10 protein-coding genes are annotated in these 12,841 nt (G+C 63.4%); 4 read left to right on the top strand and 6 right to left on the bottom strand.

The genetic code is table 11. The features are described 5' to 3' along the window. Positions 1–31 precede the first annotated feature (31 nt). Genes RQX22_RS18495 through purD form a run of 3 tightly spaced genes read right to left on the bottom strand, consistent with a single transcriptional unit; the run spans position 32 to position 2,352 of the window. A complete protein-coding gene (locus RQX22_RS18495; protein ID WP_315728556.1) occupies positions 32–553 on the bottom strand; it encodes a hypothetical protein in 522 nt (173 codons plus the stop codon). A gap of 45 nt (positions 554–598) precedes the next feature. Further along, positions 599–1,027, bottom strand: coding sequence for a hypothetical protein (locus tag RQX22_RS18490; RefSeq protein ID WP_315728555.1), 429 nt, complete (start codon positions 1,025–1,027; stop codon positions 599–601). A gap of 35 nt (positions 1,028–1,062) precedes the next feature. Beyond that, a complete protein-coding gene (gene purD / locus RQX22_RS18485; protein WP_315728553.1) occupies positions 1,063–2,352 on the bottom strand; it encodes a phosphoribosylamine--glycine ligase in 1,290 nt (429 codons plus the stop codon). On the opposite strand from purD, the gene xseA reads away from it, so the two are divergent. Genes xseA through RQX22_RS18470 form a run of 3 tightly spaced genes read left to right on the top strand, consistent with a single transcriptional unit; the run spans position 2,351 to position 4,836 of the window. Further along, entirely contained in the window at positions 2,351–3,733 is a 1,383-nt protein-coding gene (gene xseA / locus RQX22_RS18480) for an exodeoxyribonuclease VII large subunit (RefSeq protein ID WP_315728552.1), read from the top strand. The two genes, purD and xseA, sit on opposite strands and share 2 nt — an antisense overlap. Positions 3,734–3,763: 30 nt before the next feature. Next, the gene (locus tag RQX22_RS18475) at positions 3,764–3,964 is read left to right on the top strand and encodes a DUF2093 domain-containing protein (protein ID WP_315728567.1); all 201 of its coding nucleotides are present in this window, start codon (positions 3,764–3,766) and stop codon (positions 3,962–3,964) included. Continuing rightward, the gene (locus RQX22_RS18470; RefSeq protein ID WP_315728551.1) at positions 3,961–4,836 is read left to right on the top strand and encodes a M23 family metallopeptidase; all 876 of its coding nucleotides are present in this window, start codon (positions 3,961–3,963) and stop codon (positions 4,834–4,836) included. The genes RQX22_RS18475 and RQX22_RS18470 overlap by 4 nt, the downstream gene beginning before the upstream one ends. 61 nt (positions 4,837–4,897) lie before the next feature. Here RQX22_RS18470 and RQX22_RS18465 read toward each other — a convergent pair whose 3' ends face one another. Then, entirely contained in the window at positions 4,898–5,407 is a 510-nt protein-coding gene (locus RQX22_RS18465) for a hypothetical protein (protein ID WP_315728550.1), read from the bottom strand. A gap of 449 nt (positions 5,408–5,856) precedes the next feature. Here RQX22_RS18465 and RQX22_RS18460 point away from each other — a divergent pair, with 449 nt between their 5' ends. Further along, positions 5,857–8,748: a TonB-dependent receptor domain-containing protein gene (locus tag RQX22_RS18460; protein WP_315728549.1), complete on the top strand. Its 2,892-nt coding sequence runs from the start codon at positions 5,857–5,859 to the stop codon at positions 8,746–8,748. Positions 8,749–8,844: 96 nt separating this feature from the next. On the opposite strand, the gene RQX22_RS18455 is transcribed toward RQX22_RS18460, so the two are convergent. Beyond that, positions 8,845–10,131, bottom strand: coding sequence for an aspartyl/asparaginyl beta-hydroxylase domain-containing protein (locus RQX22_RS18455; protein WP_315728548.1), 1,287 nt, complete (start codon positions 10,129–10,131; stop codon positions 8,845–8,847). Positions 10,132–10,231: 100 nt separating this feature from the next. Further along, positions 10,232–12,823: an ATP-dependent chaperone ClpB gene (gene clpB, locus RQX22_RS18450; protein ID WP_315728547.1), complete on the bottom strand. Its 2,592-nt coding sequence runs from the start codon at positions 12,821–12,823 to the stop codon at positions 10,232–10,234. Positions 12,824–12,841: the final 18 nt, after the last annotated feature.

Genomic DNA, 12,841 nt, shown 5'->3' with positions numbered 1-12,841 from the left:
CCCTCCCGATTCACAGAAGCATGATCATGCTCTAGTTTCCGAGCTTGCCGAATTTTGCCTCGAAGCCGTCCCGGTCGTTGCGGGCGAGATAGCTCGCCTGTTCCGTCACCCGGTCGCGGGACAAGCGGCCGCGAAATGCGCCCAGCTTTTCGTCGATCATGGCGATCTCGTTGGCGCCGAGGCCGGCAAGCTGATCGAAGCGGGTGATGCCGAGCGCGTTCAACTGGCTGGCCATCTTCGGGCCCACACCTTTCAAGGCCTGCAGATTGTCGGGAGGACCACTAGGCCCCGGAATGTCGGGATGAGCGTCGACTCCCAATATCTCGCCCGCCACATCGGCCGTCGCCGCCGCCGCCTGATCGGTGATCGCGCGACCTTCGTGGGCAGCGAGCGGGTTCGGCGCCGCTGGCGCTGGCGGCTTCGCGACGGAATCCCGCTTTTGCGCCGGCGCGGCATCCTTGCGGGCCATGCGGAAAATCCACCAGCCCACCACGAGGCCGACCAGCAGGGCGATCAGGATCGGGACGAGATAATCTTGGGCGACGGTCGACATGATCGAGAATACTCCTTTGATTCAGCGGCTCGGTTTCTTGTCCTTCTACAAGAAGCCTTCCTTTTTCTTCCTGCCCCAGAAGATGGCGGCGAGTCCCAGGCCCAGAAGATAGGCAATGACGTGCAACAGCAGACCCTCGGCAAGCAGCGGCATGGCTGTTGCGGGCTTCTCGTCCGCCCAGCGAACCTTGGCGATCCCGTCTATGGCGCGGACATAGTCAGAAATTCCCTTCTGGCTGCCCAGCCCTTCCCGTTGCAGGTCGTTGGCCGGTCCGTCGAGCGTGGCGATCCGCTTCAAGGGATGGCGGGCAAGGTGTACCTCTATACCCGGAACTTCGGTCGCCGCCACCGCAGTCCGGGCCTGGCCTTCCATCCTGTCGATGAGTGCGGCACCGTGGCCAAGCGGGCCGTGCCAAATCCAGCCGATCAGCAAAGCGGCGATGAGTCCGATCAGGATTTTCACCATGGGTGACATGCCCTTCGACTCCTTTTTTGACCGCGCTCGCGCGTTCAGGAATAGGATGCCTGCTTTTCGCGCGCAATCTCCCGCCAGCCTATGTCACGGCGAAAGAAGCCGGTCGGGAAGTCGATTGCCTCGGCGGCCGCATAAGCCGAGCGTTGCGCCTCGGCAACATTCGCGCCGAGGGCGGTGACGTTGAGAACCCGGCCCCCGCTTGCCACCAGAACGCCATTTTCCGAGGCAGTGCCGGCCTGGAAGATCTTGACATTTTCGCCGCCAGCCTTCTCCAATCCGCCGATGGGGCCGCCCTTTTCCGCTGCGCCCGGATAACCCCTGGCGGCCACGACCAGGGTCAAAGCCGGGCTGGGCGAAAAGCGGGGCGGCGGCGCTTCGGCAAGCCGGCCTTTCGCCACCGCGAACATCAGTTCGAGCAGGTCACTTTCGAGCCGCATCATCAGCACCTGGCATTCGGGATCGCCGAAGCGGGCATTATATTCGATCAGCGAGGGCCCGTCGGGGGTGAGCATGAGGCCCGCATAGAGGATGCCGGAATAAGGCGTCCCCTGCTCGGCCAGCGCCTCCAGCGTCGGACGGATGATTTCGTCCATCGCTTTCGTCTCCAGATCCGGCGTCAGGATCGAGGCCGGGCTATAGGCGCCCATGCCGCCGGTATTCGGGCCGGTGTCGCCGTCGCCGACCCGCTTGTGGTCCTGCGCCGAACCGAACGGGACAGCGGTGACACCGTCGGTCATCACGAAGAAGCTCGCTTCCTCGCCGGTCAGGAATTCCTCGATCACGACTTCCGAACCGGCCGAACCGAAGCCGCCGTCGAACATGGACGCAAGGCCTGCCTGCGCTTCCTCCATCGTCTCGGCGATGATGACCCCCTTGCCCGCGGCCAGCCCGTCGGCCTTGATCACCACGGGCAGCCCGAAATCCTCGAGCGCGGCCTCGGCCGCAAGCCTGTCGGACGCGCGCGCATAGCGGGCGGTCGGGATTGCGTGCCTGGCGCAAAGATCCTTGGTAAAGCCCTTGGACCCTTCCAGCTGCGCCGGAATCCGATTGGGACCGAATACGCCAAAGCCCATCGTTCGCAAATTGTCGGCAAGGCCGTCCACCAACGGTGCCTCGGGCCCGATCACGATCAGCTCGACCGAATTTTTCAAGCAGAAATCGACTACATTACGATGATCGGCTGGATCGATCGGCACCAAAGTGGCATGTTCGGCGATGCCGGGATTGCCTGGCGCAGCGAACAATTTGCCCAGCATCGGCGATTGCGCGAGCTTCCAGGCCAGCGCATGTTCACGGCCGCCGGAGCCAAGCAGCAGGACATTCATGAACAATTTTCCTCCGATCGACGAAGGACTGTTAGCAACCGAAATGCCGGGCGACAACGCGCCTGCCTTATCCGTGTCCGAACTGTCGATGTCGCTCAAGCGGACGGTCGAAGATGCGTTCGGGCACGTCCGCGTGCGCGGGGAGATTTCCGGGTGGAAGCGCGCGAGCTCCGGACATTGCTATCTCTGCCTCAAGGACGACAAGGCGGTGATCGACGGCGTCATCTGGAAGGCGGTTGCGGGCGCCTTGCGCTTCCAGCCCGAGGATGGAGCGGAAGTCGTCGCGACCGGGCGCCTCACCACCTATCCTGGTCGTTCGCGCTACCAGATCGTGATCGACCGGCTCGAGCTTGCCGGACAGGGCGCTTTGATGGCGCTGCTCGAAAAGAGGCGCCGCGCTTTGGCCGCGGAAGGATTGTTCGACGCCGACCGCAAGCGGAAGCTCCCTTTCCATCCCCGTGTGATCGGGGTGGTGACCTCGCCGACCGGAGCCGTGATCCGGGACATATTGCACCGGCTCGCCGATCGCTGCCCCAGCCACGTCCTGGTCTGGCCGGTCGCGGTCCAGGGCGAAGGCGCGGCAGCCCAGGTCGCGGCCGCCGTGGCCGGGTTCGGAGCATTGCCCGAAAACGGCTCCGTGCCGCGGCCGGACCTGCTGATCGTCGCACGCGGCGGCGGCTCGATCGAAGATCTCTGGGCATTCAATGAGGAAGCGGTGGTGCGCGCGGTCGCAAGTTCCTCGATACCGATCATCTCGGCGGTCGGTCATGAAACCGATATCTCCCTTTGCGACTTCGCCGCCGATGTCCGGGCGCCGACGCCGACGGCTGCCGCCGAAATCGCGGTACCCGTGCGAAACGATCTGCTCGGTCAGCTCCGCGAACTGGGGCATCGTATCGAACGTTGCGCGGTGCGCGCCCGTGAGCGTGCCGCCGAGCAATTCGACAACAGCCTTAGGCGCTGGCCGGAGCGCGAAGCTTTGCTCGCGCCGCAGCGACAGCTGCTCGATGATCATGCGGAACGACTGCCGCGGGCGCTTGCCGGCCGGCTCGCGCATGCGCGCGGCGAGCTTGGCCATGCGGCCGGGGCGTTAAGACCCAATCTGCTCGTCGCCGTTCATCGCCGGGCCCAGGAACGACTGGAATCGCTGTGGCGCGTGGCCCAGCTCGTCCATCCGAACAGGCCGCTCGAAAGGGGCTATGCCCGGGTCGAGGATCGCGACGGCACGACCTTGATGTCGGCGGCGTCCGCGCGGGCAATCGAACGGCTTCGGCTGGTCTTCGCGGACGGTGCGTTGGACGTGAATACAGACAGGGGGGTTGAACGGCCGCGCCGTCCTACCCATTCCAGATCCACGAGCGAGCAGCCGAAGCTGCTTTGAGACCCGATTGCGTTGAACAAGGTCATGACGATGCTGATGGCGAACCGGAGCAGGCCCGCGCGGCTCCATTATATGGATGGAACATTTCGGGTGTTGAGCCCCGGCGACCATGTGGTTTGTGCGGTGACGGGACAGCCGATCGCGCTGGACGCTCTTCGCTACTGGAGCGTTGCGCGGCAGGAACCCTATGTTTCTGCCGAGGCTTCGGTGCAGGCGGAAGGGCGCGGATGAGGCGGCCGGTCTGCCGCACCGCTCCCTTGTTCCTCATTTTCTGGGCAGGTGCCATCCTGCCGCTTTCGGCCCAGGTCCGGCCGACCGCGATCCATGTCGACGCCCGCCGCGCCTCCGCCTTTCAGTTTTCGGGCCCCATGCGCCAGAGCGGCATCGTGACCGGCGTGGCGCCGTCCGGCACGGCTTCGCTGACATTGGACGGGCAGGACGTTCCATATGCGGCGGACCGGCAATTCATCCTCGGTTTCGACCGCGACCAGGCTGGGGAAGCACAATTGGTGGCGACCCTCGGCGACGGCAGCATCCTCCGTCAGGTCCTCCGGATTCTCCCCGAAGCCTGGCAGATCGAACATGTCGATATCGCCCGGCGTCCCAAGGGCCCCTCGGCGGATTATCTGCGGGTCCGGCAAGGCGAGCTTGCCCGCATCGCCGCGGCGCGCGCGGTTCGGGAATCGAGCGAAGGCTGGCGGCAGACCTTCATCTGGCCTGCGACGGGTCGGATCAGCGGCGTCTTCGGTTCGCAGCGCATCTACCGGGGCGAGGCGGCCTCATTTCATTCGGGCGTGGATGTGGCGGCAGGCGCGGGCGCGACCGTTGCCACGCCGGCGGATGGCGTGGTCGTACTCGCCGGTCCGCCATCTTTCAGCCTGGAAGGCAATCTCGTGATCGTCGACCATGGCATGGGCCTCAACAGCGCCTTTCTCCATTTGGCCGAGGTAAACGTCAGGGAGGGCCAGGTGCTGCGCCAGGGCCAGCTCATCGGCACGGTGGGTTCCACCGGCCGTGCCACCGGGCCCCACCTTCACTGGAGCATGAAATGGAAGGATGCCCGCATCGATCCGCAGGCACTGGCGGGACCCATGCGTCGCTAGACCCGTTTGCTGCGGGATTGAACGAACAGAATCCGGACCCTTGGGGTCAGCAGGCGTCTGCCTAATTCTGGCGCCGTACGCGCAGGGCGCGCTGGCCGGCAATGTTCATTAAATAGCTGCCCATCGCGGCCTTGCGGATGCGGACCTTCTGGCCGGAACGGGGCGATGCGCCATAATCGCGCGATTCCAACGTGTGCCAGACTCCGCCTTCGGCCAACTGGAGGCGCCATTTTCCATCCGGAAGCTGCCGCGCCGCGGTGATGCTGGTATTGATCTCGATATCGTCGGCATCCTTGTCGCCGATGAAAGGCAGATCCGAGAGAGTGAGGCCGAAGAGGGAGCGCTTCGTCCTCCGAATCTCATCCCGATCCATCACGACGATCTTGCGGGCGCCGATCGACCGCTGCAACTGGTCGACGGCGGCGTCATAACAGGCCAGCCGCCTCTCCGAATTTCCTATGTCGCGGCAGGCGTGCAGCTTTTCCACTTCGTTCGGTACCCTCGGTGCCTGAGCCCAAGCAGAGGTCGTGACCGAGAATGGCAGAATAGCCGCAAACAATATCGTCCGCATGATCGCCTCCCGCTGCTCAACTCAGACGCCGGTATCCGCTCCCTATCGGTCCGCGGAAGATTTTTCAATTGAACATGTTACACTATGGTAATACATAAATACGCAATTGAAGAATCACTTGCTATCGCGATTTATCCAAGTAACACTCTAAGTCACTTACGCTACGTAATCTGCGATTTTCCTGTAAAACGGCGATCTGCAAAGCACGAGTCAAGAAAACGTTCCAAACATTCCGCATACGAAACAAAATCTGTTGCGGTGACGAATTGATTTCCTGATCTCCCTTTCGAGCGGTGTGACAGAAATGCGACATAGTGTCGCTTTCCTTCCATTGCGAACGCCACTTTGCTTGCTCGCCCGGAAACCTCAGCCCTAATTAACCGTCATTGTCTGGCCGAAGCTGCATCCGAGGATGCCGTTGCTTCCGTGCCACAGAGAGGATCCAATAGATGACACAGACTTTCAAACAGGGGTTGTTGGCTTCCACCCTTTTCGTCGGCGCGGCGATCATCGCAGCGCCCGCTTATGCCCAAGACCAGGACCAGACCGAACCGGGCACCGCGCAGGTTCCGGTTGAGAGCGGCGTCGAAGCCCCGCAAGCGGCCGATGTTCAGGAGATCGTGGTGACCGGCTCGCGCATCGCGCGGCCCGATCTTGAAGCCTCCAGCCCCGTGACCGTGGTCAGCGGCGAAGCGCTGGAAATCTCCGGTACCGTCTCGGTAGAGGATTACCTCCGCGAAATTCCGCAAGTGGTCGCCGCGATCGGCGGTGCGACCAACAATGGCAATCCCGGCGTGGCCACTATCGACCTTCGCAATCTCGGTGAGGAGCGCACGTTGGTCCTTGTCGACGGCAAGCGCTTCGTCCCCTACGATTCCAACGGCATCGTTGATCTCAACATGATTCCGGCGGCGCTCGTGGAGCGCGTCGAAGTGCTGACCGGCGGCGCATCCTCGGTCTACGGCTCCGATGCCATCGCCGGCGTGGTCAACTTCATCATGAAAGACGATTTCGAAGGCATCGAGGCCGACGCGCAAGCGGGCATCACCCAGCGCGGCGACGGTTTCGAAAATGCCTTCAGCCTGACCATGGGCGTCAATAGCGGCGATGGTCGGGGTAATCTTGTCGCCAATGCCACCTATGTGAAGACCCGGCCTGTCACGCAAGGCCAGCGCGCTTATTCGCGCAACGTGCTTGCTTCGGCCGATCTCGGCGGCGGCGGTAACAGCTTCACCAACGCATTCGGCACCGTCGACGGGCTCGTCAGCGCGACCTGCGCCTCGCAACAGGGCACCTGCGTCTTCGACGAAACCGGCAATCTCGTCCCATATGACGACCGCTTCGGCTTCAACTTCAATCCGTTCAACCTGCTGCAGGCGCCGCAGGAAAAATGGACGGCAACCGTGCTCGGTCGATACGACATCACAGATTCGATCGAATTCTTCGGCCGGGCGTCCTTTGCCAACAGCCGCGTGACAACGGTCGTTGCGCCCTCGGGAACCTTCTTCTTCCCCTTCGACATCAATTACGCGACCAATCCCAATCTCTCCGATCAGGCGCGCGCGGTTCTGGCGGAGAATGATACCGCGCTCGCGGGCGATCCGAATCCAGGCGACGGTATCGTCTCCGTCGCATTCGGGCGTCGGACGGTCGAGCTCGGCACTCGCGACTCCATATACGAGAATACGGCCTACCAGCTCGTCGGCGGACTCCGGGGAGACATCGTCGAGGGATTGCGCTGGGAGGCGTTCGCACAATGGGGCCGCACCAGCCGCACCCAGACCTTTGCGAACGACATCTCCTTCAGCCGTACCCAGGCCGGCATATTGGACGGCAGCGTCAACCTGTTCGGACAAGGCAATTTGACCCAGGAGGCTGGCAATGCGATCCGGCTCGACCTGCAGCAATATGACACGACGTCGCAAACGGTCCTGGGCGGTTTCCTGGCCTATGACCTTCCCTTCGCACTCGGCGGCACCAAGACCGGCGGGCTCGTCGGCGGCGTCGAATATCGCCGCGAGGGATCAAAGGCCAATCCGGACGAAAACCTGATTCAGGGCAACGCACCTGGCTTCGGTTCCTCGACTCCGATCGACGCCGAGATCGAGGTCAAGGAAATCTATGGCGAAGTGAAGATACCGATCCTGGATATAGCCAGTATCGAAGGCGGCATCCGCTATTCGGACTATCAGAATAGGGATAATCTCACCGGACAGGGCAACAGCTTCAAGACCACGAGCTACAAGTTCGGCGGCGATATCGAGCCGATTCCCGGCATCCGCGCCCGCGCCATGTATCAGCGCGCCGTCAGGGCCCCCAATCTCAACGAGATTGGACAGCCGCTGACGCCCTCCACGGGCGATCTTACCGTCGACCCCTGCCAATCCACCCAGCTGACGCCGGCCGATTACGCTGCCAACGGTCCGCTTGCGCAGCTTTGTCGTGCGACCGGCGTGCCGGCAGCGGCAGCGGCCGCTGGCATCGTTGGCGGGCCGGTGTCGGGCCAGATCAACAATTATCTTGGCGGCAACATCAATCTAACCCCGGAAAAGTCGCGCACGATCACGGCGGGCGTGGTGATCCAGCCCGATTTCCTGCGCGGCTTCACCGCCTCGGTCGATTATTTCGACATCGAGGTGGAGAATGCCATCGTACAGCTTCCGGAGGAGGAGATCGTCAATCTCTGCTACAATGTGGAGCAGGATCCGGACGGCGTCTTCTGTTCCCGGATCCAGCGCAACCCGCTGAACGGCAGTTTGCGCGGCGGCACCGAAACGGGCGTCGATGCCCGCAACGTCAATGCGGGCTTCCTGCGCACGGAAGGCATCGACATCACCGCCGCCTACCGCTTCGATCTGGCTCCGGACGTCCGGCTGGCGCTCGCCGCGAACGCCACCTACACGATGAAGAGCTGGCTGCAATCGACGTCCTTGTCGCCGGTGCGGGAATGCGAAGGGCTGGTCGGCAAGACCTGCCTGAGGCCGTTGCCGAAATGGCAATGGGTGCAGACCAGCACGCTGACCTGGGGTCCGGCGACGGTCCAGCTGCGCTGGCGCCACATCGGCAAGATCACCAACGACACCGTTGGCTTCGGCACGGCAGCCCCAGGCGATTTCGCCGTACCGACCATCGGTTCGCGCAATTATTTCGACCTTTTCACCAGCTATGACGTCGGCGATCATTTCACCTTCCGGTTCGGCGTCAACAACCTGCTCGACAAGCTGCCTCCCGTGGTTGGCAACGATTATGGCGGGACCACGGAAAATAGCGGCAACACCTTCCCTGCGACCTATGACCCCCTCGGTCGCAGCTTCTTCGCGGGCGTGAACGTTCGTTTCTGAGCGCGCGGCGAGCGGAGAAGCTGGGGCGGCGGAGCAATCCGCCGCCCCATTTATTGCCCTGAACAGGTTCGCCACAGGTAGAAAGAGGAAACGAACCTAAAGCGTGTCGCTAAGCCCCCGAGTCCGCCCGTAATGAAGATCATAGGCGCCGAGCAGTTCGGCGAAATAGTCTCGCTCCTCCGGCTCCAGGAAGGGGTTCCAGGTATCGAAGATCAGGATCAGGCGGTCGGAATCGCTGTCGTTCCAGGCTTCATGCTCGATCGAATCGTCGAACATCCAGGCCCGCCCGGCTTCCCAGGATCGGGTCTCTGCCCCGACGCGGAAGCCGCAATTGTCCGGAACGACCAGGGGCAGGTGGACGGTCGCGCGCAAATTAGTGACCCCGGTGTGCGGCGGAATACGTGTGTGCGGCCGGAGCAGGGAGAACATCGCATTGGGCGCTCGCCCGCCGAGATCCGGCATCGGCATCCTGTCCAGCACGGCGGCGGTCCGTGGACAGCGGCGGCAATTGGCGTCGTCGCGCACGCCATGCTTCCAGAAGAACAGCGCGCCCCATTGCGGATTATGGTCGAGTTCCCGCCATTGGTTGAGCGGAGTCCCCGGCGGATTGGCGACATAGGGGCGGAACGGAGCCTTCTCCGCGTCAGCCGCTATCGCCTCGCGCGCCTCTTCCAGGATCGCCTCCGCCTCCGCTTCAAGCGCTTCCATCCATGGTGACAATGTACGGTCGAAGAAAGGAATGGCGGGGAGCCGAGGCACGGTGAGGAAGGTCGGCTCGGCGACAAAGATGCGGGTCTCGCCGAGCAAGGCGGCCTGGGCCTCGCGGGCCCGTATTGTGGGCGCCGTCCCCTGCGTCCCGAGCAGTCGCGCCAAGGCGGCACTGTCCGCGTCGACAGCCGCGCGCGCCTGATCGATCGGAACGCGAAAACGCGCGTCGCCGAGTATTTCGGGCGGTGCCGTATCGAGAAAGTCCTTGTAGGTGCGCGCAGCATCCCGGGTCCGGCCGATCTCCTCCAGCGCCACCGCCTTCTGGAACAGCGCCTGGACGAAATAGGGATCGGCGGCCAGCGCGGCATCGAGCGCGACGATGGCCCCGGTCACGTCGCCGCAGCCTCGTGCCGCCGCAGCGAGGTTGAACAGCAAGGCGGGCTGGCCAGGATCGGCCGCGACGGCTCTTTCGAGCGCGGCGCGTGCTTCCACGGCATGTCCCCCGGCCAGCAGCATGTTGCCCAACCGGTTCAGGATGAGCGGATCGTCCGGCGCCAGACCGGCGGCCTCGCGCAGCAGGGCCGTGGCGGCGTCCGGACGTCCTCGTTCGGCCTCCACGGCGCTCCGGGAGAGCAGATCGGCGACGGTCGCCGCGTCAGGGGCCTTGGCGTTCACCCCCGTAGGATGTGCCGTCGGGGCGCCCTATGCAAGTATCCCAGAGCGTTTGAGGTGGAAGCGTTTCGCGCCTCCACCGAGGACGCATCTCAGGCTTTATTCAAGCGGATGGCGCCCCATCGGTCCGGATGACGAGATTGCCCTCGCCCTCTTCCACATGGACCGTCGATCCGTCGACGACCTCGCCGCGAAGGATTGCGTCGGCCAATGGATCCTGCAGATATTTCTGCACCGCCCGCTTGAGCGGTCTGGCGCCATAGACCGGATCATAGCCGACCCGGCCCAGCCAGGCACGGGCACCTTCGCCCAACTCCAGCTTGACCTTGCGATCAGACAGCAGCTTCTGGACGCGCGCGACCTGGAGATCGACGATGGGACCCATATGTTCCTGGCTCAGCCGGTGGAACAGGATGATCTCGTCCAGCCGGTTGAGGAATTCGGGTCTGAAATGGGCCCTGACAACCTCCATCACCTGCGGCTCGACATCCTCGACCTTCTGCCCCTCGGCCAGGTTCGACAGGAACTGGCTGCCCAGGTTCGACGTGAGGATGATCAAAGTGTTGGAAAAATCGACGGTTCGGCCCTGGCCGTCGGTGAGCCGGCCATCGTCGAGAACTTGCAGAAGCACGTTGAAGACGTCGCCATGCGCCTTCTCGACCTCGTCGAACAGAATCACCTGATAGGGCCTGCGCCGCACGGCTTCCGTCAGCACGCCGCCTTCTTCATAGCCGACATAGCCGGGAGGAGCGCCGATCAGCCGGGCGACGCTATGCTTCTCCATGAACTCCGACATGTCTATGCGAACCATGGCTTGCGGATCGTCGAACAGGAACAGAGCCAGTGATTTGGTCAGTTCGGTCTTGCCGACGCCGGTGGGGCCGAGAAACAGGAAGGAGCCGAGCGGACGGTTCGGATCCTGCAGGCCCGCGCGCGAGCGTCGGACGGCCGCGGAGACAGCTTTCACGGCGTCTTCCTGACCGATTACGCGGCGACCGAGCTCCGCCTCCATCGTCAGCAGTTTCTCGCGTTCGCCTTCCAGCATCCGTTCCATCGGGATCCCGGTCCAGCGTGCGACGACCGAAGCGATGTCCTCGGATGTCACTTCCTCGCGCAGCATCGCGCTTTCGGTCACGGCCTCGGCCTCGTTCAGCGCCCTTTCGAGATTGGGAATGGTGCCATATGCAAGCTCGCCTGCCTTGGCGAGATCGCCGGCGCGCTGGGCCTGTTCGAGCTCGAGCCGGGCGGCATCGAGCTGCTCCTTCAGCTTGCCTTCGGCCTGGATCTTGTCCTTCTCCGCCTGCCAGCGCTGAGTCAGCTCCGACGATTGCTGTTCGAGATTGGCCAGATCCTCCTCCAGCGTCTTAAGGCGATCCTTGGATGCGCGGTCGCTTTCCTTCTTCAAAGCTTCGCGCTCGATCTTGAGCTGGATGATCCGCCGATCGAGATTCTCGATATCCTCCGGCTTCGATTCCACTTCCATGCGCAGCCGCGAGGCCGCCTCGTCCATCAGGTCGATCGCTTTGTCGGGCAGGAAACGGTCGGTGATGTAGCGATTCGACAGCGTCGCGGCCGCCACTAGCGCCCCGTCGGTGATGCGGACGCCGTGGTGAAGCTCATATTTTTCCTTGAGCCCGCGCAGGATGGAGATCGTATCCTCCACCGTCGGCTCACCGATGAAGACTGGCTGGAAACGCCGCTGCAGAGCCGGATCTTTCTCCACATGCTTGCGATATTCGTCCAGCGTGGTGGCGCCGATGCAATGCAGTTCGCCGCGGGCCAGCGCTGGTTTCAGGAGGTTCGAGGCATCCATGGCGCCTTCGCTCTTGCCGGCGCCGATCAGGGTATGCATCTCGTCGATGAAGAGGACGATCTCGCCGCCGGCACCCTTCACTTCATCCAGGACCCCCTTCAGTCTTTCCTCGAACTCGCCGCGATATTTTGCACCGGCGATCAGGCTTCCCATGTCGAGCGCCATCAGCCGCCGATCCTTCAGGCTGTCGGGCACGTCGCCATTGGCGATGCGGAGCGCGAGGCCCTCGGCGATGGCGGTCTTGCCGACGCCGGGATCGCCGATCAGCACCGGGTTGTTCTTGGTGCGGCGGGCGAGGATCTGAACTGTCCGCCTTATCTCTTCGTCGCGCCCGATCACCGGATCGAGCTTGCCGTCGCGGGCCGCCTGGGTGAGGTCGCGCGCGAATTTCTTGAGCGCGTCATATCGATCTTCGGCCGTCTGGGTGTCGGCGGTCCGGCCCCCGCGAAGCTCGTTGATTGCCGCGTTGAGCGCCTCGGCCTTCGCGCCGGCATCGGCCAATGCCTTGCCGGCATCCGTTTTCGACATCACCAAAGCAAGCAGCAGCCGTTCGACCGTCACATAGGAATCGCCCGCTTTCTGGGCGATCTGTTCGGCCTGGTCCAGGATTCGGATCGTTTCGCCGTCCAGCGCGGGAGCGGCCGAGGCGCCGCTGCCGGATACCGCCGGGATCTTGGTCAAGGCCTCATCGGTTTCGCGAAGCGCCGCCTGGGCACTGCCCCCGGCGCGGGCGATCAGCCCCGAAGCCATGCCCTGCTCATCCTCCAGAAGCGCTTTCAATAGGTGCGCCGGCGCGATCCGCTGATGGTTCATCCGGATGGCTACCGTCTGCGCGGATTGGAGGAAACCCCGCGCCCGCTCGGTGAATTTTTCCAGGTTCATATCTGCCCCTTTGCTTGG

Origin of the sequence: Sphingosinicella rhizophila (assembly GCF_032378825.1) — a bacterium.
GTDB classification, from domain to species: domain Bacteria; phylum Pseudomonadota; class Alphaproteobacteria; order Sphingomonadales; family Sphingomonadaceae; genus Allosphingosinicella; species Allosphingosinicella rhizophila.
The sequence above is the reverse complement of the archived record's forward strand: the minus strand, read 5'-3'. Positions and strand labels throughout refer to the sequence as shown.

What these genes read in the sequence shown, in the direction of transcription:
- RQX22_RS18495 (WP_315728556.1), bottom strand. Translation starts at nt 553, where the DNA reads ATGTCGACCGTCGCCCAAGATTATCTCGTCCCGATCCTGATCGCCCTG.
- RQX22_RS18490 (WP_315728555.1), bottom strand. Translation starts at nt 1,027, where the DNA reads ATGTCACCCATGGTGAAAATCCTGATCGGACTCATCGCCGCTTTGCTG.
- xseA (WP_315728552.1), top strand. Translation starts at nt 2,351, where the DNA reads ATGAACAATTTTCCTCCGATCGACGAAGGACTGTTAGCAACCGAAATG.
- purD (WP_315728553.1), bottom strand. Translation starts at nt 2,352, where the DNA reads ATGAATGTCCTGCTGCTTGGCTCCGGCGGCCGTGAACATGCGCTGGCC.
- RQX22_RS18475 (WP_315728567.1), top strand. Translation starts at nt 3,764, where the DNA reads ATGCTGATGGCGAACCGGAGCAGGCCCGCGCGGCTCCATTATATGGAT.
- RQX22_RS18470 (WP_315728551.1), top strand. Translation starts at nt 3,961, where the DNA reads ATGAGGCGGCCGGTCTGCCGCACCGCTCCCTTGTTCCTCATTTTCTGG.
- RQX22_RS18465 (WP_315728550.1), bottom strand. Translation starts at nt 5,407, where the DNA reads ATGCGGACGATATTGTTTGCGGCTATTCTGCCATTCTCGGTCACGACC.
- RQX22_RS18460 (WP_315728549.1), top strand. Translation starts at nt 5,857, where the DNA reads ATGACACAGACTTTCAAACAGGGGTTGTTGGCTTCCACCCTTTTCGTC.
- clpB (WP_315728547.1), bottom strand. Translation starts at nt 12,823, where the DNA reads ATGAACCTGGAAAAATTCACCGAGCGGGCGCGGGGTTTCCTCCAATCC.